Source organism: Roseomonas sp. CAU 1739 (assembly GCF_039839775.1).
In the GTDB taxonomy this organism is placed as follows: Bacteria; Pseudomonadota; Alphaproteobacteria; order Acetobacterales; family Acetobacteraceae; genus Neoroseomonas.
The window spans coordinates 611,022-629,170 of sequence record NZ_JBDOQQ010000001.1; the positions used below are offsets into that span (position 1 = coordinate 611,022).

The following is an 18,149-nucleotide window of genomic DNA, read 5'->3' on the forward strand; positions in this document are numbered from 1 at the left end:
GTTGCCCAGTGGCTTACGAAGGCATCCGGGCGCATCGCCCATTGATCATGGGCCGGCGCGGGGCGGTGGCGACCAACCATCCTGTGGCCACGGCCGCGGGGATGGACGTGCTGCGGGCCGGCGGGTCGGCGGCGGATGCCGCGGTGGCGGTGTCGCTGACGCTGGGCGTGGTCGAACCGCATATGTCGGGACTCGGTGGCGACGGCTTCTATCACCACTGGTCGGCCAGGACCGGCCGCGCCGAGACCTTCGCGGGCACAGGCCAGGCACCCGCGGCGGCGACGGTTGCGCGGTATCGCGCCGAGGGCGGCATCCCGATGGACGGGCCGCTGTCGATCCAGACGCCGGGCAAGGTGGCGGGCCTGGCCGCGCTGCATGCCGCCCATGGTGCCAAGACCTGGGGCGCGCTGTTCGGTCCGGCGGTTGAGGCGGCGCGCGACGGCTTCGCCGCGACCCACGCGCTGCGCCATTTCTGCGGCGAGAACCGCAAGCGCATCGGCGCCGACCCGACCAGTGCCGCGATCTTCCTGCCCGGCGGCGCGCCTCTGGCCGTCGGTGCGCTGGTGACGCAGCCGGCGCTGGCCGCGACGTTGCAGCGGTTGGCTGCGGAAGGTCCGGAGGATTTCTATCGCGGCGCATTGGCGCGCGATATCGCCGCCGACATGGCGACGATCGGCGCGCTGGTGGCGCAGGGCGACCTTGCAGCGGTGGCGCCGCTGTTCGCGCCACCCGTCGGCATCGCCTGGCGCGGCTTCGAGGTGCGGCAGACGCCGGCACCGTCAATGGGCTTCGCCATGCTCCAGATGCTGCGCATCGTCGAGCAGGCCGATCTCGAAGGCATGGGCTGGGGCAGTGCGGCGCTGCTGCACCTGATGATCGAGGCAAAGAAGCGCGCCTTCCTCGACCGCGAGGCCGAGGCCGGGCGCGAGGCCCCCGACTTCGCCGCGCTGCTGTCCGATGAGCGCACCGCGTCGCATGTCGCTGCAATCGGTGCCCGCGCGGCCTCGCTGCCGGTGCGCGCGATGGCGGAGGCCGACACCACCTATTTCTGCGTCGTCGATGCCGAGGACAACGCCGTTTCCGCTATCCAGTCGATCAACGGTGCCTTCGGGTCCGGAGTGACGGGGCCGCGTACCGGCATCCTGCTGAACAACCGCATGACCTACTGGCATCTCGATGGTGGCCACGCGAATGAACTCGCGCCCGGCCGCCGGGTGCGCCACACCATGAACGCGCCGATGGTGATGAAGGACGGCAAGCCCTGGATGGTGTTCGGCACGCCGGGCGCGGACAACCAGGTCCAGGTGAACTTCCAGGTGATGGTGTCCTGCGCCGTCTTCGGCATGGATCCGCAGCAGGCGCTGGAAGCGCCACGCTGGACGTCCTCCCAGCCCGGGCAGGAATCCAACTACCCGCATGGCGGCAACGAAGTACTGACGATCGAGCGCGGCTTCGGCGAGGCTGCGATCGCCGGGCTGCGCGAACGTGGCCACGAGGTGAAGGTGGTCGGCGACCTGGAAGGCGCGTGCAGCGTCGAGGCGATCCGCATGCTGGACAATGGCGTGCGCATGGCCGGGTCCGATCCGCGGCGCGACGGCTGGGCGGCGGCGTATTGAGGCGGGGCTTGCGGCGGCGTGCGAGGCCCGCCTAGGCTCGCGGCGGGATGCTTCGCTTCTTTCTCCGCCGCTCCGCGGTCGCGGTGGCCGTCGCGTTGACGGTCCTCACGCTGGCTTTCCTGCTGACGCGGGTGTCGGGCGACCTTGCCATATCCATCGCCGGCCCGAACGCGACCGCCGCGGATGTCGAGGCGATCCGGCAAGCCTATGGGCTGAACCGTCCGCTCTACGTCCAGTATTTCGACTGGCTCGGCCGTGCCGTGCAGGGCGATTTCGGCGAGAGCTACTTCTTCCGCGACCGCGTCTCCAACCTGATCGCATCGCGCATGCCAGTGACGCTCACGCTCGGCTTCGTCGGGCTCGCGGTCGCACTCGTGGTGTCGCTGCCGCTCGGCATCCTCGCCGCGGTGCGCGAAGGATCCTGGGTCGATCGCGCGGTCGGGCTGGTGGCGATGATCGGCCAGGCGATGCCATCCTTCTGGCTCGGCCTTGTGCTGATGATCGTCTTCGGGCTGCAACTCGCCTGGCTGCCGATCTCCGGCAATGATGAATGGCAGGGCTACATCATGCCCGGCGTGGTGCTGGCCTTCTCGGCCATCCCGTCGCTGACGCGCCTGACGCGGTCGGGCATGATCGAGGCGCTGGCCTCGGACTATATCCGCACGGCGCGGGCCAAGGGCCTCACGCGGCTGTCCATCCTGGTCAAGCACGGCTTTCGCAACGCGGCGATCCCGGTGGTCTCGATCGCCGCCGTGCAACTGGGCTTCATGCTGGGTGGTTCGGTGGTCATCGAGACGGTCTTCGCCCTGCACGGCGTCGGCTTCCTGGCCTGGGAAAGCATCAGCAAGAACGACTTCCCCGTGGTGCAGGCCGTCGTGCTGGTGCTGGCGGTGATCTATATCGGCCTGACCTTGCTGGCGGACCTGTTGAACGCGGTGCTCGACCCGCGGCTGCGCACCGCATGAGCGCCGCGGTGATGCCGATGGGCCGCGGGGCGAAGCTGCTGCGCAATCCTGGCTTCGTGATCGGCGCGGGGATCGTCGCCTTCGCCGCCATCGTGGCGCTGCTGGCGCCCTGGATCGTGCCCTACGATCCCTTCGTGATCGATCTCGACCGGCGGCTGGTGCCGCCATCCTTCATGGAAGGCGGCGATCCGAGGAACTTCCTCGGCACCGACCAGCTCGGGCGGGATTATTTCTCGCGGCTGATCTACGGCACGCGCATCTCGATGGTGATCGGGGTGCTGACCGTCATCACCTCGGGGCTGATCGGTATCACCATGGGGGTGCTGGGCGGCTTCTATGGCGGCCGGGTGGACGACGCGGTGGTCTTCGCCATCACCACGCGGCTGTCGATCCCGGCGGTTCTGGTCGCGCTGGCTGTCGCCGCGCTGCGCGGATCCTCGTTCCTGCTGGTGGTGCTCGTGCTCGGCCTGCTGTTGTGGGACCGCTTCGCGGTGGTCGCACGGTCCACCACCATGCAGATCCGCAACCTGGACTACGTCTCGGCCGCCTGGTGCGCCGGCGCATCCCAATGGTGGGTGCTGACGCGCGAAGTGCTGCCCAACATCGCCACCCACCTGGCCGTGGTCGCGACGCTGGAGATGGCACTGGCCATCTTGCTGGAGGCGGCGCTGTCCTTCCTTGGCCTGGGCGTGCCGCCGCCGCTGCCGTCATGGGGGCTGATGATCAGCGAGGCCAAGGAATACATGTTCTTCAGCCCCTGGGTGATCATGATCCCCGGTGCGGCGTTGTTCGTGCTGGTGCTGGGGGTGAATTTCCTCGGCGATGCGCTGCGCGACATGATGGGCACGGATCTGTCGCGATGACGGCGCTGCTGGAAGTGCGCGACCTGCGCGTGACGATCGGCAGCACGGCCGCGGTGCGTGGCGCGACCATCATGGTGAACAAGGGCGAGACGCATTGCCTGGTAGGTGAATCCGGCTGTGGCAAGTCGATCAGCGCGCTGTCGGTGATGGGCCTGCTGCCGCGCGGTTCCCGACGCGAGACGACGGCGCTGCGCTTCGCCGGCGAGGAGATCGGCACCTACGGCGAGAAGCAGATGGAACGCCTGCGCGGCGACCGCATGGCGATGATCTTCCAGGAGCCGATGACCAGCCTGAACCCCGCCTATACCGTGGGTTCGCAGATGACCGAGGTGCTGCGCCGCCATCGCGGCACGCCGCGCGCCCAGGCGGTGGATCGCGCGGCGGAGCTTCTGGCGCTGGTCGGCATCACCGCGCCCGGCCTGCGCCTTGGGCAGTTTCCCCATCAATTGTCCGGTGGGCTCCGCCAGCGCGTGATGATCGCCATGGCGCTGATGTGCGACCCCGAGTTGCTGATCGCCGACGAACCAACCACGGCGTTGGACGTCACGGTGCAGGCGCAGATCCTTCGGCTGCTGGCGACGCTGCAGAAGGATCTCGGCCTCGGCATCCTGCTGATCACCCACGACCTTGGCGTGGTCGCGCGCGTCGCCGACCGCGTCTCGGTGATGTATGCCGGCGAGGTGGTGGAGAGCGCGCCTACTGCCGCGCTGTTCGCCGCACCCGAACACCCCTACACGCGCGGCCTGCTGACCTGCGTGCCCGTGCCGGGAAAGGTGAAGCGCGGCGACCCGCTGGGTTCCATCCCGGGCGTGGTGCCGCGCGTCACGCCGGGGTTCACCGGATGCGGCTTCCGGGACCGCTGTTCCCAGGCGCATCCCGCCTGCGCCGGCACCATCCCACGCCAATCCGTGTCGGACGGCCATGACCTGCTCTGCACCCTGTCGCCCGGCTGGGTCGGCCAGGCGGCGGCATGAGCGGCGCCCCCGCCATCGAGGTGCGCGGCCTGCGGCGCGAATTCCGGGTTCGCCAGGGGCTTTTCGCGCCACCGAAGCAGGTCATCGCGGTGGATGACGTGTCCTTCGCCGTGCCCGCCGGCAGCGTACTCGGCGTGGTGGGTGAAAGCGGCTGCGGCAAGTCCACACTGGCGCGGCTGATCCTGGGGCTGCTGGAACCGACCGCCGGCGACGTGCTGGTGGATGGCCAGCGCCTGTCGGGGATGGACCGCCGCGCGCGGGCGCGGCTGATCCAGCCGGTGTTCCAGGACCCCTTCGCCTCGCTGAACCCGAAGCGGCGGGTGCGCGACATCGTCGCCATGCCGCTCATCGCGCAGGGGTCGATCAGCGGGGCCGAGATGGACCGCCGTGTTGCCGAGGCTCTTGACCGCGTCGGCCTGTCGCGCGACCAGGGCCTGCGGTTCCCGGCGCAATTGTCGGGCGGCCAGCGGCAGCGCGTGGCGATCGCGCGCGCATTGGTGCTGCGCCCGCGCATCGTGGTGTGCGACGAACCGACCAGCGCGCTCGACGTGTCAGTGCAGGCGCAGATCCTCAACCTGCTGGCGGAACTGCGGCGCGACCTTGGGCTGACCTATCTGTTCATCAGCCACAACCTGGCGGTGGTCGAACACATCGCGAGCGAGGTGGCGGTGATGTATCTCGGGCGCATCGTCGAGCGCACGGAATCCGAGGGCCTGTTCGCCGCTCCGCGGCATCCGTATACGCGCGCGCTGCTGGCCTCGGTGTTGACGCCGGAGCCGGGGCTTGGCGTGCCGGATGTAGGGTTGGGGGACATCATGCCGGACCCGGCGAACATCCCGCCGGGCTGCCGCTTTCATCCGCGCTGCCCGGTCGCGCTGCCGCGTTGCGCGGTGGACGCGCCGAAGACGCTGGCGGATGCGACGGGGATCGTGGAGTGCCATCTGGTCGAAAGCGCGGCGTGAGGCCTGGAGGGGTCTTGCCCCTCCAGGCCACCCCACCAAAGTCCGGTGGACCTATGGAAACCATCACCTGGCGCCGGGCTTCAAGGGCGGGTTGACGATCACGGGCGCGATCATTGGCCGTCCATCCTCATGGATCGCGGTCCAGGGGCCCGTTGGCCCCTGGCAGGGAGGTTCGGAGGGGCGGCGCCCCTCCGCCTTTCACTCACTTCCACTTCGCCAGGTAGAACCGCGGCAGCTCATCCGCGAAGGTCGGGAATTCGAGCTGCTTCTGGAAGCCGAAGGTGCTGACATAGGTGTGCAGCGGGCACCAATAGGCCTGTTCCGTCGCGCGCTTGATCGCGGCGTCATAGGCGGTCTTGCGCGCTTCCTCATCGGCCGTGCTGCCGCCTTCTTCGACGAGCCGGATCATCTCCGGGTCGCGGGCGTAGTCGTCCGCGCCGCCGCTGAAGTAGTTGGGCAGGATCGCCGAGACGTCGTTGATCGAATACGATCCCCAGGACGCCATCTGCATGGCCAGTTCCCCGCGCTGCGACCGCTGGATCTGCGCCGCCACCTGCATCAGGTTCAGGTTCGCGCGGATGCCCACGGCGCGCAGGTAGTTCTGCACGGCTTCCGACCATTGGCGCGGCTGGACGTAGCTGGTCAGCTCGATGTCGAAGCCGTTGGCATACCCCGCCTCGGCGAGCAGCGCGCGCGCCTTGGCCGGATCGTAGGCGTAGGTGGTCGCGACATCGCCGTTGCAGCCGAATTGCGACGGGAAGCAGGGGGCCGGTGGCACCCGTGACCCGCCGCCGACCAGTCGCTCGGCGATCGCCGTGCGGTCGATGGCGTGCCAAACCGCCTGGCGCGCCTTCAGCTTCGTCATCGGGTTGTCCGCCCCGCTGCGGCCCGCCGCATCGAGGCTGAGGAAGCCGACCCGCATCGATTCCTGCCGCGTCGCCTGCAGGTAGGGCAGGCGGTTCACATTCGCCACCTGGTCCGGATTCATGTTCCAGATCCAGTCCACGCGCTGGCCGAGCAGTTCCGTCAGTTCCGTCGCCGCATCGCCGATGTAGCGCGCGACCAGCTTCTGGATCGCCGGCCGCCCCTTCGGGCCGCCTTCGTAATAGTCGTTGAAGCGTTCGAACTCGACACCGGTCGCGACATCGACCTTGGTGAAGCGATACGGCCCGGTACCGATCGGCATGCGAGAGAAGCCTTCCGCGCCGAGCCTTTCGCGCGTTGCCTTCGGCCAGATCGGCGTGACCAGTGCCAGGTATTCCAGCGCCGCCGGCGTCGGCCGCTTCATGGTCAGGCGGACGGTGTTCGCGCCGGTCTTCTCCGCGCCTTCGATCCAGGCGTAGTTGGACGGTGTCGCGACGCGCGTGGCCGGATCGGCCACGGTGTTGATGGTGTAGACCACGTCATCGGCGCCGAAGGCGCTGCCGTCATGGAACTTCACGCCCTGGCGCAGCGTGAAGTCGAGCGTCCTGGGATCGACCCAGCGCCATTCGGTGGCCAGCGCGGGGACGATCCGGAAGGTCGCGGGGTCGCGATGCACCAGCCCGTCCATCGCCTGGTGGGCGATGATCAGCCCGGTGCGCTGGCTGTTGAAATACGGATCGACGTTCGGCACCGCGTCGCGGAACGCGATGCGCAGCGTGTTGGCGCTGCGTTGCGCTTCCGCCGGCCTGGCGCCGATCCATGGCAGCGCGAGGCCGCCCGCCGCTGCCGCGATGCCTTGACCCAACCCGCGTCGACCGATGGACATGATGCTGATCTCCCGTGTTGTGGAAGGGAGCCTAGGGAATGGAGGCCCCGTGCGGCAAGCCCGGCCGCCGGGTGGCGCTGGCATTGCCGCGGTCGGCATCGCTTGCATTGCCGCCCTCGCCAACGCCAAATCGCCGGCAAGGGAGTGAGGATCGATGCGCACACAGGTCGGGATCATCGGCGCCGGGCCGGCGGGGCTGCTGCTGGCGCAGATGCTGCACCAGCGCGGCATCGACAGCGTGGTGATCGAAGCGCGATCCCGGGCTCATGTCGAAAGCCGCATCCGCGCCGGGCTGCTCGAACAGGGTTCGGTCCGGACGATGACCGAGGCCGGCGTGGCGGACCGCCTGCATCGCGAAGGCCTGGTGCATCGCGGTCTTGAACTGCGCTTCGGCGGGCAGGGGCATCGTGTCGACCTGGCGGACCTGACCGGCGGCAAGGTGGTGACCATCTACGGCCAGCAGGAAGCGGTGAAGGACATGATCGCGCTGCGCCTGGCGGCCGGCCTGCCGCTGCATTTCGAGGTGGCGGACGTCGCCATCCACGACATGGCGACGGCGCGTCCGCGCATCACCTGGACGCAGGACGGCGTCGCGCAATCGCTCGATTGCGAGGTGATCGCCGGTTGCGACGGTTTCCACGGCATCTGCCGCCCCGCCATCCCCGCGGCCGACCTGCGCATCTTCGACCGCATCTATCCCTTCGCCTGGCTCGGCATCCTCGCACAGTCGCGGCCGATGTCGGAGGAACTGATCTACGCCCGGCACACTCATGGCTTCGCGCTGGCGACGATGCGCAGCACCAGCATCAGCCGCCTGTACCTGCAATGCGCGCCCGACGAGGACCTGTCGCTGTGGTCCGATGACCGCATCTGGTCGGAACTGCGCGCGCGGCTTGGCGGCGCGCTGGAGGAAGGCCCGATCCTGCAGAAGGGCGTCACCGCCATGCGGTCCTTCGTGGCAGAGCCGATGCGCCATGGCCGGCTGTTCCTGGCCGGCGACGCCGCGCATATCGTCCCGCCGACCGGGGCGAAGGGGATGAACCTCGCGATTGCGGATGTGCGCGTGCTGGTGCGCGCGCTGGAACACTTCTTCGCCGGGCGGGGGGAGGCGCTGATGGATCGCTACTCCGCCACCTGCCTCGACCGGGTGTGGAAGGTGCAGCGCTTCTCCTGGTGGATGACGCAGCTGCTGCATCGCTACGACGACCACGATGACTTCGAGGAACGCGTGCGCCTCGCCGAACTGGACTACCTCGCCGGGTCGACGGCGGCGCTGACGACGCTCGCCGAGAACTATGTCGGCCTGCCCTACGCCGATTGAGCCAACACCGCCTCGACCACCTGCTGCACCTCCAGCGCCTCGCGCAGCGTCGCCAGGTGGTGCTTCTCCCCCCGTGTCATGGCGGCGACCCCGTCGAGCTGCCGCTTCAGCACCATCGGACGCATGCGTTCGTTCGGCACGGCATCGGCTGGCGCCGACCACATGCCGTCGGCACCGCGACGTTCGGCGAAGGACCAGTCGCGCAGCCGGATCGCGCCGGCCGAGCCCTCAAGCACCCAGGCATTGTGGTCATCCGCCAGCGTGATGCCGACGCCGCCTGACAGGGATACCGGCACGCCACCGGCGGTCAGCCGCGCGGCGATCGCCGTCTCCGACCGGCCAGCCGCGGCGAAGGTCGCCCGCGCCGCTTCCAGCGACAGCGCGCCAAGCTGGCGGCGCGTGAGGAACAGGAAATGCGACACCACCTCCCGCGTGAAGCCGCCCTGCTGCGGCTTGTCGAGCCAGGTATGCGCGTCGCGCTGCCAGGATCGCGGCCAGGCGGCGAAGCCGGTGGTGATGGACAGCTCGCGCGGCGCGCCCACGGCACCTTCCGCACGCCAGGCGGCGAGCTGCGCGACGGCCGGCGAGGACACCATCGGGAAGTTCACCGCGCCACGCGCGCCGGCGGCCTCGGCTGCTTCGACGAAGGCACGCGCCTCATCGGCGTCGACCGCCAGCGGCTTTTCCAGGAACACCGCCTTGCCGGCGGCGAAGGCGGCCTTGGCATGCACCAGGTGGAAGGCCGGCGGGGCGGCGATGTAGAGGCAGTCGCAGGCCGCGATCACCGCTTCGGGGGACGCGAGCATCGCCACGCCAGGCAAGGCGGCGGCCAGCCGCGTCGCGGCTTCGGGCGAAGGATCCCACACGCCGACGAGCCGCACCTGGTCGTGCTCGGCCGCGAAGCGCGCGAGGCGTTCCCCCATGATGCCGAAGCCGATGATGCCGAGGCCGATCCGTTCCGCCATGTGCCGTTCCTCCCGCGCTGAGCCGCCCATATCGCCGGTTGCGCGACCGCGGTCTATCCTCCGGCGTGAATACGAAGGAGGAACGCATGACCGAGACACCGGTGCTGCTGACACGCGAAGGCGCTGTTGCGCGGCTGACGTTGAACCGCCCCGAACGCCGCAATGCGATGAACAACGCGATGGGCGATGCGCTGGATGCCGCGCTGGATGCGCTGGCGGCGGACACCACGACGCGCGTCGTCATCCTGTCCGGCGCCGGCGGGCATTTCTGCGCCGGGCTCGACCTGACTGAGGTCGCCGGCAGCGGTGCGACCGATGCCGAGCGCCTGGCCGCGCAGCAGGCGCGAAACCGGCGCACCGGGCAGCGCTTCGTGCGGCTGTCCGAATTGCCGCAGGTGGTCATCGCGGCGATCCAAGGGTCGGCGCATGCCGGCGGCCTCGGCTGGGTGTGCTCGGCGGATTTCGCCATCGCCACCGCCGATGCGCGGTTCTGCGCGCCCGAGGTCCGGCGCGGATTGGTGCCGGCGCAGATCCTGCCCTGGCTGGTGCGCCGCATGGGCCGGTCCGCCGCGATGCGCATGACGCTGCGCGCGGACGTGATCGACGCGGCGGAAGCAGGCCGTCTTGGACTGGTGCACCAGCTGGTGTCCGATGCGGCCGCGCTCGATGCCGCTGTCGCCGCCATCGTCGCCGATCTGCGCCAGGGCGCGCCGATGGCGCTCGCCGAGACCAAGGCGCTGATCGCCGCCTTGGGCCCGCTTTCGCCGGATGGTTATGCCGAGGCCGGCGCGCAGGCCTTCGCCAAATGCGCCGCCGGGCCCGAGGCGAAGGAAGGCATCGCCGCCTTCAAGGAAAAGCGTGCCGCACGCTGGACGGCCTGATCAGCGCCGCAGCGCAGCGCCCACCAGCGCCGCGACGATGGCGAGTTGCCCGGCCACCAGCAGCATCGGCAGCACCCAGCCGCCGGACCAAGTGACCAGCAGCGAGAACGCCGAAGGGCCGGCGACGTAGCCGAGGAACACGAACAGCGTGCTGCCGGAGGTGACGTCACCGACGCGATCCGGCGGCGACACCCGTGCCACCTCGGCCAACGAGATGCCGTTCCACGACGCGCCGACGAAGCCCGCCAGCCCGCATAGCAGCATCAGCGCGGCCAAAGGTGCCCCCGCCGGCAGCAGCGCCAGCGCGACGACCGAGCCCGAAGCGACGAAGGCCTGCACCACCAGGTTGCGCGTCGCATTCCCCGTGCGGTCGGCGATCCAGCCGAGCAGCACGCGCGCCACAACGCCCGCCACCTGCATCACCGCGAAGGTGCTGCCGGCCTGCACCAGGCCCATGCCGCGCGTCTCGACCAGCCAGGTCACGGTGAAGGAGAACAGGCAGCCCTGGCACAGCGCGAAGGAGACTGACAGCGCCACCAGTTTCGGCAGCAGCGGGTCGATGCGCAGCGCCGCGATGGGTGCTGCGATGCTGTGCGGGGAAAGCACGTCGCGCAGCCCGATCCGGCGCGTCGGATCGCGTTCGGCATCCAGCATCCCGCGCAGCGGCTGGATCACGGCCGCCGCCGCGATCGCCGTCACCACCGCGACCAGCAGCGCCATCGGCCAGCCGGCGGAAGCCGCGATCGGCGCCGAGATCAGACCGGCCATCGCTCCGCCCAGCGGCGCCCCCGCCTGCTTGACCGAGAAGATCAGCGTGCGGTGTTCCTTCGGCGCCGTCGCCGCCAGGATGCGGCTGCCAGCGGGCGGGGAGGGGCCATAGCCGATCCCCAGCAGCAGCGACGCCAGCGCCAGCGCGGGTACCGTCCCGAACCCCGCCGTCAGCATCGCCGCCGCGCAGATCGCCGCCCCCGCCTGCAGCGTCCGCACCGGCCCCAGCCTTGCGAGGAACGGCCCGCCGAGCAGCAGGAACAGCACCGTTCCGAAGGCCACGAGGGAGGAGAAATTGCCGACGCGTTCCGGCGCCAGCCCCGCACTTGCCGTAATCAGTGGGGCGACCACGGGCAGGGACTGCGTCATGAAGGAAGCGACCGACTGCATCAGCAGCGTCGCACCGAGAGCCGCGATCCATGGTGGCATGTGCGCCAGCCTATGCGCAGTGCGCGCGCCCGTTAAGCCCGGGCGATGGCTTGTCTTCGCGCCCGCAGGGCCCGACCATCGCGGGGCACGACACATAGGGAAACGACCATGGCCGCAGGCGCCACGCCCATCGGGTTCATCGGACTTGGCATGATGGGGCTGCCCATGGCGCGCAGCCTGGTCGCGCGCGGCTTCCGCGTGCTCGCCTGCGACACTGCCGACGCCGCGCGCGCCGCACTGGCTGAAGGTGCCGCGGATGGCGCCGTCGCCTTCGCCGACAGCCCCGCCGCCGTCGCCGCCGGCGCCGATGCCGTGGTGCTGATGCTGCCCAACAGCCGCATCGTCGCCACGGTCATGGAAGGGCAGGGCGGGCTGCTCGCTGCCCTGCGGCCGGACATGCTGGTGATCGACATGTCCTCCTCGGAACCCGCCGAGACGCGTCGCCTGGCCGCCCTGGTGGAAGCGCGGGGCGCGGCGATGGTCGATGCGCCGGTGTCGGGGTCCGTCGCCAAGGCGAAGACCGGCACGCTCGCCATCATGGTCGGCGGTGGCGATGCGCCCTTCGCCCAGGCGCTACCCGTGCTGAAGGGCATGGGGGAAGCGATCATCCGCACCGGCGCCGTCGGCAGTGCGCATGCCATGAAGGCGCTGAACAATTTCGTCTATGCCGCGGGGCTGCTCGCCACCGCCGAGGCGCTGCGCATGGGCGAGGCCTCGGGCCTCGACCTCGGCATACTCACCGATGTGATGAATGCGTCGTCCGGCCGCAACATCGCCACCGAGACCAAGGCGCGGCAGGAGATCATCCCGGGCCGCTATGCCGGCGGCTTCCAGCTGGGGCTGATGCGTAAGGATCTCGACACCGCCGGCAGCATCGCCGAGGAGACCGGCATCGCTGCACCCTCGCTTGCCCTGTGCCGCGCGCTGTGGAAGGAGGCGGTCGAACACCTCGGCCCCGGGGTCGACAATACCGAGATCCATCGGTTCCTCGGCATCTGGGCGCCTCGGTGACGGTGAGGACAATGACCATGATGAACCGACGCACCCTTCTGGCGGGCAGCGGCGCGACGCTGCTCGCCGCTCCTGCCCTGGCGCAACCAGCCTGGCCCGACCGGCCGATCCGCCTCGTCGTCGCCTTCCCCGCCGGCTCGGTGACCGACACGCTGATGCGTCACCTCGCGGAGCCGCTGACGCGCGAACTCGGCCAGCCGGTGATCGTGGACAACCGCCCCGGTGGCAACGGCGTGGTGGGCACCGAAAGCGCGGCGCGGTCCGCCCCCGACGGCCATACCTGGTGCGTGCTGTCGGTGACCAATGGCGCGCTCAACACCTATACGGTGCGGCGCCTCGCCTATGACCCGTTGCGCGACTTCGCGCCGATCGGCTTCGTCGCCGAGACCGCCTATCTGCTGGTGGTGCCGGCGTCCTCCCCGGCGCGCGACCTGCGCGGGCTGATCGACCATGCCAAGGCCTCCCGCACGCCGCTGACCTTCAGCCATGGCAATTCCTCCGCGCTGATTGCCTCGGCGACGCTGGCACGGCTGGCGGGGGTGGAGATGACCGGCGTGCCCTATCGCGGCGGGCCGGAGGCGCTGACGGATGTGATCGCCGGGCGCATCGACAGCACCTTCACCGATTTCGCCGCCGGCATGCCGCAGGTGCGCGAGGGCAAGGTGCGGGCACTGGCGGTGACCTCGCCCCGGCCCTTCTCCCTGGCGCCGGAGATCCCGACCGTCGCCTCCGTGCTGCCGGACTTCGCCTTCGATGTCTGGTTCGGCATGGCGGTGCCGGCGGCCACACCCACGCCGATCATCGCGCGCGCCAATGCCGCGCTGAACAAGGTGCTGGGCGATGCGGAACTGCGCGAGCGGCTCGCGCGGCTGGGCTATGCGCCGCGCGGCAGCGACCCGGAGGCTTTCCGCGACTTCCTGCGCAACCAGATCACCGTGCTGTCCCAGCGCGCGCGTGAAGCGGGGCTGGAACAGCAGTAGTCACGCGCCTACCCCCCCGGCGCGTCGCACAGATAGCGCCGGAGGTGGTAGGGCTGCGCCGCCAAGGCGGGGCAGAAGGCGGAGACGACCGGCTCCAGCCTCTCGTACAGGTCCTTGAAGGCGACGTTCAGCGCCTCCAGCCGCTCGCGCGCGGCCTCGGCTTCCAGCGCCAGCTTCGCGAGGTCGATCGTGAGCAGCCGCCTGTCCCGCACCACGAAGCGACCGCCGATCATCACGTGGCGCACGCCGGTGCCGTCCTCGACATGCACCATCTGGTTCACCGACCAATGGTGCGGGATCCAGTTGATGGCGCCGAGGTCGAGGAAGACGATATCCGCCTTCATCCCCGGCGCGATGGCGCCGATGTCCTTGAAGCCGAGCGCCTTGGCCGAGCCCACCGTCGCGGCGTGATAGACTTCCTCGACGCTCGCCCAGGCGGCGGGGTCGGGCGTCTGCACCTTCGAGAGCAGGGAGGCGGCGCGCATCGCCTCATACATGTTCTGGTTGTCCGACGAACTCGATCCATCGGTGCCGATGCCGATGGTGACACCCAGGTCGAGCGCGCGGCGCAGCCGGAACATCCCGTTGCCGAGCTTCATGTTGCTGCCCGGATTGTGCGCCACCGCGCCGCCCGCATCGCGCAGCCGCTTCAGGTCGTCATCGTCCAGCCAGATGCCGTGCGCGGCGGTGAAATCCGCGCCCACCAGGCCGAGCGCATCCATATGCGCTAGCAGCGTCTTGCCGTAGCGCCGCATTCCGACGACGGCCTGGACCTTGCTCTCGCCGACATGGCTGTGCAGGCCGACGCCGAAGTCGCGTGCGAGGTCACGGCAGCCGCACAGTAAGGCGTCCGAGCAATGGTGCGGTATGGTGGGTGCGACCGCCGCGCGGATGTCCTTCGCCCCCCAGCGCCAGCCGGCCAGCGCGCCGCGCATCCCTTCCAGCGTGCGTTCGAAGGCGGGCAGGCGCATGGCGTCCACCCGCGTCCGGAGGTCCTCCGGCAGCGCGTCGCGCAGGCCGGGGATCGCCTCCCACACCGTGCGGTCGGCGACCATGGGCGCGATGACGGCGCGCATGCCGATGCCGGCATAGGCTTCCGCGACGGCATCAAGCCCCTCGGCGGTGGGCAGCGGGAATTCGGCGTAGAGATCGTAGGCGGCGGTGCAGCCCTTCAGTACCAGTTCCGCCGCGTTGATCTGCGCGGACAGCTTCTTGTCCTGCAAGGCGCGCCCGCCGCCGATCCAGGGGGAGGCGGCGAGCAACAATTCCAACGTCCAGCGGTCGCCGGTGCCGCGCGCCAGGGCGCCGTGGCCATGAGTATGGGCGTTGATCAGCCCCGGATGCAGCAGGCAGCCCGTGGCATCGGCGACGCGGGCGCCGGGCGGTGCCTCGACCCCGGGGGCGACGGCGCGGATCACGCCGTCCTCGACCAGGATGTCGGCCGGCTCGGCGCGGCGCTGGCTGGGAACGACCAGGCGCCCGCCGCGGATGACGATGAAGCCTGGTTCGATCTCGGCCATGCGCGGCTCCTATGGTTAGGCGTTCGCACCTTGCAGCGCGGCGATGACGGCATCCGTCACCTGCACCGTCGCCGCCGTGCCGCCGAGGTCGGGCGTCAGCACGTCGCCGCGCGCCGTCACGGCTTCCACCGCGCGCATCAGGCGCTGCGCGGCGGCGGGTTCGCCCAGGTGCTCCAGCATCATCGACGCCGTCCAGAAGGACCCGAGTGGATTGGCGATGCCCTTGCCAGTGATGTCGAAGGCCGAGCCATGGATCGGTTCGAACATCGACGGCCGGCGCCGCTGCGGGTCGATGTTGCCGGTGGCGCCGATGCCGAGCGAGCCCGCCAGCGCCGAAGCGAGATCCGACAGGATATCGGCATGCAGGTTGGTCGCAACCACCGTGTCCACGCTGCCCGGCTTCATCACCATGCGTGCGGTCATCGCATCGACCAGCATCTTGTCGACCGTCAGCGCCGGGTATTGCGCGGTGACCTCGGCGCAGACCTCGTCCCACATCACCATGCCATGGCGCTGCGCATTGGACTTGGTCACCACCGTCAGCAGCTTGCGCGGGCGCGCCATCGCGACCTCGCAGGCATGGCGGCAGATGCGCGCCACGCCTTCGCGCGTGAAGACGGCAACATCCATGGCGATTTCGATCGGCAGGCCGCGATGGGCGCGACCGCCGACGCCGGCATATTCACCTTCCGAGTTCTCGCGCACGATCACCCAGTCGATCTGCTTTCCGAGATCCTCGCGCAGCGGCCCCACCACGCCGGGCAGCAGCTTCGTCGGGCGGACATTCGCGTATTGGTCGAAGCCCTGGCAGATCGCCAGGCGCAACTCCCACAGCGTGATGTGGTCGGGGATGTCCGGCGCGCCGACCGCACCGAAGAAGATGGCGTCGAAGCCTTCCAGCGCCTTCAGCCCATCATCCGGCATCATCTTGCCGGTGCGGCGATACATCGCGCTGCCCCAGTCGAAGCTCTCGAAAGCGACCGAGAAGCCGCCCTGTGCCGCCGCGACGGCTTCCAGCACGCGGCAACCCGCGGCGATGACTTCGGGTCCGATGCCGTCACCCCCGATGGCGGCGATCCTGTGCTGGCGCATGATGCTTCCTCCTGTGCTGCCGCTTCCCTGCCGGGGCGTCGCGTGGCGCGCAAGCCCTTTAGCGACGGAACCGCAGATCCATCGCGCGGGCGCGCCAGCCGGCCTCGATCGCGTCCAGGTCCACCAGCCCGGCCGGGTTCGAACGCGACGGACGGGTGTGCTGGCCGGGTTCCGCCTGCACGCGCCACAGCGCCAGCAGGCGGGACAGTTCGACCAGCGGTTCGCCATGGTCGTCCACGCGCAGGTTGATGTCGGGGAAGTCCTCGGTGGTGGTGACAACCAGCGCGGCCGATTGCTTGCCGCGCCGGTCACCGCCGGCCGCCTGCCCGGCATGGAGCGCGGCCATCAGCCGTTCTGGCAGCGCCAGGTCCGTGCGGGTGGCGAAGACCTTCGCCGTCGCCGGCACCACATCGCCATTGGCCAGCATGTTGCCGGCAACCGAGAAACCGTCTCCGGCCACGCTGCCGCACCATTCCACGCAATTCGCCCCGGTATGCGCCGCGACGCGCCCGAACCGGTCCACCACATGGATCTGTCGCAGCCCGCGCCCTTCGTCGCCCGCCAGCGCGGAGTCCAGCGCCAGTTGGGGCGACAGCCCGCGCGCCAGCGCATCCAGCACGACCGGGCCGAGGTAGCGATTGCTCATCGACTGGGTCGAGACCGCGCCGACACCGCTGCGCAGGAACGGGCAGGCGGCGCCGACCGCGAGGTTGCAGGTGGTCACCGCGACGGCGAAGGTGCCAGTCGCGGCATCATGGGCAACAATGGACCAGGTCATGGTGCGGGGTTCCTGTGGTGCGTGCCCAGCATGCCCCGCCGCGCGGCGGTTGACAGCAGCGGGCGGCGCTGCCGATGTGGTCGCAAAGACATTCGGGAGGATCAGAACCATGACATTCGCCATCCACCGCCGGGCCCTTGGTGCCATGGCCTTGGCTGCCGGCCTTCCGGCCACGCTGCGCGCGCAGGGCGCCTGGCCCGACCGCCCGGTGCGGCTGGTCGTGCCCTTCGGCGCCGGCGGCGCGGTGGACACGCTGTCGCGCTCGGTCGCCAACGCCTTCCCGCAGAACGCCAATGGCCAGCCCATGGTGGTCGAGAACCGGTCCGGGGCAGGCGGCACCATCGCCGGCGGCGTCGTCGCCACCAGCCGGCCGGACGGCACCACGCTGATGATGGCCGATCTCGGGGCCAACGCGATCGGCAAGATGCTGCAGCCGGGCCTGGTCTATGACCCGATGACGGCCTTCACGCCGATCATCCACCTGGTGAACCTGCCGCTGGTCATCGTCGTGCGCCCGGGCCTGCAGGCGACGACCCTGCCGGAACTGATCGAACTCGCGCGGCGCCGCAACGGGGAGATGACCTATGCCTCCCCCGGTGTCGGCCATGCCAGCCACCTGAGCGCGGAGTTGCTGGCGCGCCGTGCCGGCATCCGCTGGACCGCCGTGCATTACCGCAGCGGCGCCGACGTGATGCGCAGCACCATCGCCGGAGAGACCGATTTCACCTTCCCCTCGGTCTCCACCTCGCTGCCATTCATCCGAGAGAACAATGTGCGGGCGATCGCCGTCAGCACGGCCAATGCGGTGCCGGCGCTGCCCGGCATCCCGCCGGTGGGCGCGACCTATGACGGCTTCGCGTCGGCCACCTGGCACGGCGTGATGGGGCCGGCCGGCATGCCGGCGGACATCGTCCTCGCCGCCAACCGCATCCTGCGCACCATCATCACCACGCCATCGGTGAAGGAAGCCGCCGAGCGCGTGCAGGCCGCCGAGGTGGTCGCCGGCACGCCGGAGGAGTTCGCCACCTTCATCCGTGCCGAGGCCGCGAAGTGGGAGCCGGTGATCCGCGAGGGCAACATCCGGGCGGAGTGATGGGAGCGGCGCTGACCAATCCGCAGGAGGCTGGCGGGAAGAAACGGTAGTGGCTTCGGCCCCGCCGGACTACGCGTTCCTCCGGCGCCAGGGCGGTGCGGACATGGCGGTGGATCCGCGGGAACACCCCCCAGAAGATGCCGGGGGCGAGGATGCGCGCCCCCGGCATCGCGCGATCCTG

16 protein-coding genes are annotated in these 18,149 nt (G+C 70.1%); 10 read left to right on the forward strand and 6 right to left on the reverse strand.

Features of this window, described 5'->3' with window-relative positions; all coding sequences use genetic code 11:
• Positions 1-8 precede the first annotated feature (8 nt).
• Genes AAFN86_RS02915 through AAFN86_RS02935 form a run of 5 tightly spaced genes read left to right on the forward strand, consistent with a single transcriptional unit; the run spans position 9 to position 5,380 of the window.
• Positions 9-1,616 carry a gamma-glutamyltransferase family protein gene (locus AAFN86_RS02915; RefSeq protein WP_347541709.1) on the forward strand — a complete coding sequence of 536 codons (1,608 nt, stop codon included), beginning with the start codon at positions 9-11 and terminating at the stop codon, positions 1,614-1,616.
• Between the two features lie 47 nt (positions 1,617-1,663).
• Entirely contained in the window at positions 1,664-2,581 is a 918-nt protein-coding gene (locus AAFN86_RS02920; RefSeq protein WP_347541710.1) for an ABC transporter permease, read from the forward strand.
• Positions 2,578-3,444: an ABC transporter permease gene (locus tag AAFN86_RS02925; RefSeq protein WP_347541711.1), complete on the forward strand. Its 867-nt coding sequence runs from the start codon at positions 2,578-2,580 to the stop codon at positions 3,442-3,444. The genes AAFN86_RS02920 and AAFN86_RS02925 overlap by 4 nt, the downstream gene beginning before the upstream one ends.
• Positions 3,441-4,418 (forward strand): ABC transporter ATP-binding protein, encoded by a 978-nt coding sequence (locus AAFN86_RS02930; protein WP_347541712.1) that lies wholly within the window; start codon positions 3,441-3,443, stop codon positions 4,416-4,418. Before AAFN86_RS02925 ends, AAFN86_RS02930 begins: the two co-directional genes overlap by 4 nt.
• Positions 4,415-5,380: an oligopeptide/dipeptide ABC transporter ATP-binding protein gene (locus AAFN86_RS02935; RefSeq protein ID WP_347541713.1), complete on the forward strand. Its 966-nt coding sequence runs from the start codon at positions 4,415-4,417 to the stop codon at positions 5,378-5,380. Before AAFN86_RS02930 ends, AAFN86_RS02935 begins: the two co-directional genes overlap by 4 nt.
• A 202-nt stretch (positions 5,381-5,582) precedes the next feature.
• Here AAFN86_RS02935 and AAFN86_RS02940 read toward each other — a convergent pair whose 3' ends face one another.
• On the reverse strand, positions 5,583-7,130 hold the full coding sequence (locus AAFN86_RS02940) for an ABC transporter substrate-binding protein (RefSeq protein WP_347541714.1): 1,548 nt from the start codon (positions 7,128-7,130) through the stop codon (positions 5,583-5,585).
• Between the two features lie 154 nt (positions 7,131-7,284).
• Here AAFN86_RS02940 and pobA point away from each other — a divergent pair, with 154 nt between their 5' ends.
• Positions 7,285-8,451 carry a 4-hydroxybenzoate 3-monooxygenase gene (pobA, locus tag AAFN86_RS02945; protein ID WP_347541715.1) on the forward strand — a complete coding sequence of 389 codons (1,167 nt, stop codon included), beginning with the start codon at positions 7,285-7,287 and terminating at the stop codon, positions 8,449-8,451.
• Here pobA and AAFN86_RS02950 read toward each other — a convergent pair.
• Entirely contained in the window at positions 8,439-9,416 is a 978-nt protein-coding gene (locus AAFN86_RS02950) for a Gfo/Idh/MocA family oxidoreductase (RefSeq protein ID WP_347541716.1), read from the reverse strand. The two genes, pobA and AAFN86_RS02950, sit on opposite strands and share 13 nt — an antisense overlap.
• Positions 9,417-9,502: 86 nt before the next feature.
• Here AAFN86_RS02950 and AAFN86_RS02955 point away from each other — a divergent pair, with 86 nt between their 5' ends.
• Positions 9,503-10,297: an enoyl-CoA hydratase-related protein gene (locus AAFN86_RS02955; protein ID WP_347541717.1), complete on the forward strand. Its 795-nt coding sequence runs from the start codon at positions 9,503-9,505 to the stop codon at positions 10,295-10,297.
• Here AAFN86_RS02955 and AAFN86_RS02960 read toward each other — a convergent pair whose 3' ends face one another.
• Complete coding sequence (locus tag AAFN86_RS02960) at positions 10,298-11,494, reverse strand: MFS transporter (RefSeq protein ID WP_347541718.1); 1,197 nt, start codon at positions 11,492-11,494, stop codon at positions 10,298-10,300.
• Between the two features lie 108 nt (positions 11,495-11,602).
• Here AAFN86_RS02960 and AAFN86_RS02965 point away from each other — a divergent pair, with 108 nt between their 5' ends.
• Together AAFN86_RS02965 and AAFN86_RS02970 are read left to right on the forward strand one after the other, a co-directional pair.
• Positions 11,603-12,505, forward strand: a complete 903-nt coding sequence (locus AAFN86_RS02965; RefSeq protein WP_347541719.1) for an NAD(P)-dependent oxidoreductase — start codon at positions 11,603-11,605, stop codon at positions 12,503-12,505.
• Between the two features lie 17 nt (positions 12,506-12,522).
• Entirely contained in the window at positions 12,523-13,485 is a 963-nt protein-coding gene (locus AAFN86_RS02970; RefSeq protein ID WP_347541720.1) for a tripartite tricarboxylate transporter substrate binding protein, read from the forward strand.
• Between the two features lie 8 nt (positions 13,486-13,493).
• Here AAFN86_RS02970 and AAFN86_RS02975 read toward each other — a convergent pair whose 3' ends face one another.
• From AAFN86_RS02975 to AAFN86_RS02985, 3 genes are read right to left on the reverse strand one after another with little or no spacing between them, the layout of a single operon-like run.
• A complete protein-coding gene (locus tag AAFN86_RS02975; RefSeq protein ID WP_347541721.1) occupies positions 13,494-15,005 on the reverse strand; it encodes an amidohydrolase family protein in 1,512 nt (503 codons plus the stop codon).
• Between the two features lie 15 nt (positions 15,006-15,020).
• Positions 15,021-16,097 carry a tartrate dehydrogenase gene (locus tag AAFN86_RS02980; protein ID WP_347541722.1) on the reverse strand — a complete coding sequence of 359 codons (1,077 nt, stop codon included), beginning with the start codon at positions 16,095-16,097 and terminating at the stop codon, positions 15,021-15,023.
• 58 nt (positions 16,098-16,155) lie between these two features.
• Positions 16,156-16,875, reverse strand: a complete 720-nt coding sequence (locus AAFN86_RS02985; RefSeq protein ID WP_347541723.1) for a DUF1028 domain-containing protein — start codon at positions 16,873-16,875, stop codon at positions 16,156-16,158.
• A gap of 109 nt (positions 16,876-16,984) precedes the next feature.
• Between AAFN86_RS02985 and AAFN86_RS02990 the strand changes: the two genes are divergently transcribed.
• Entirely contained in the window at positions 16,985-17,968 is a 984-nt protein-coding gene (locus tag AAFN86_RS02990; protein ID WP_347541724.1) for a tripartite tricarboxylate transporter substrate-binding protein, read from the forward strand.
• The last annotated feature ends 181 nt before the right edge of the window (positions 17,969-18,149 follow it).

Excerpts from the sequence above, each read along its gene's own strand:
- AAFN86_RS02950 (WP_347541716.1), bottom strand. The coding sequence starts at position 9,416 with ATGGCGGAACGGATCGGCCTCGGCATCATCGGCTTCGGCATCATGGGG.
- AAFN86_RS02975 (WP_347541721.1), bottom strand. The coding sequence starts at position 15,005 with ATGGCCGAGATCGAACCAGGCTTCATCGTCATCCGCGGCGGGCGCCTG.
- AAFN86_RS02935 (WP_347541713.1), top strand. The coding sequence starts at position 4,415 with ATGAGCGGCGCCCCCGCCATCGAGGTGCGCGGCCTGCGGCGCGAATTC.
- AAFN86_RS02960 (WP_347541718.1), bottom strand. The coding sequence starts at position 11,494 with ATGCCACCATGGATCGCGGCTCTCGGTGCGACGCTGCTGATGCAGTCG.
- AAFN86_RS02985 (WP_347541723.1), bottom strand. The coding sequence starts at position 16,875 with ATGACCTGGTCCATTGTTGCCCATGATGCCGCGACTGGCACCTTCGCC.
- pobA (WP_347541715.1), top strand. The coding sequence starts at position 7,285 with ATGCGCACACAGGTCGGGATCATCGGCGCCGGGCCGGCGGGGCTGCTG.
- AAFN86_RS02980 (WP_347541722.1), bottom strand. The coding sequence starts at position 16,097 with ATGCGCCAGCACAGGATCGCCGCCATCGGGGGTGACGGCATCGGACCC.
- AAFN86_RS02970 (WP_347541720.1), top strand. The coding sequence starts at position 12,523 with ATGATGAACCGACGCACCCTTCTGGCGGGCAGCGGCGCGACGCTGCTC.
- AAFN86_RS02940 (WP_347541714.1), bottom strand. The coding sequence starts at position 7,130 with ATGTCCATCGGTCGACGCGGGTTGGGTCAAGGCATCGCGGCAGCGGCG.
- AAFN86_RS02930 (WP_347541712.1), top strand. The coding sequence starts at position 3,441 with ATGACGGCGCTGCTGGAAGTGCGCGACCTGCGCGTGACGATCGGCAGC.
- AAFN86_RS02990 (WP_347541724.1), top strand. The coding sequence starts at position 16,985 with ATGACATTCGCCATCCACCGCCGGGCCCTTGGTGCCATGGCCTTGGCT.
- AAFN86_RS02920 (WP_347541710.1), top strand. The coding sequence starts at position 1,664 with ATGCTTCGCTTCTTTCTCCGCCGCTCCGCGGTCGCGGTGGCCGTCGCG.
- AAFN86_RS02925 (WP_347541711.1), top strand. The coding sequence starts at position 2,578 with ATGAGCGCCGCGGTGATGCCGATGGGCCGCGGGGCGAAGCTGCTGCGC.
- AAFN86_RS02955 (WP_347541717.1), top strand. The coding sequence starts at position 9,503 with ATGACCGAGACACCGGTGCTGCTGACACGCGAAGGCGCTGTTGCGCGG.
- AAFN86_RS02965 (WP_347541719.1), top strand. The coding sequence starts at position 11,603 with ATGGCCGCAGGCGCCACGCCCATCGGGTTCATCGGACTTGGCATGATG.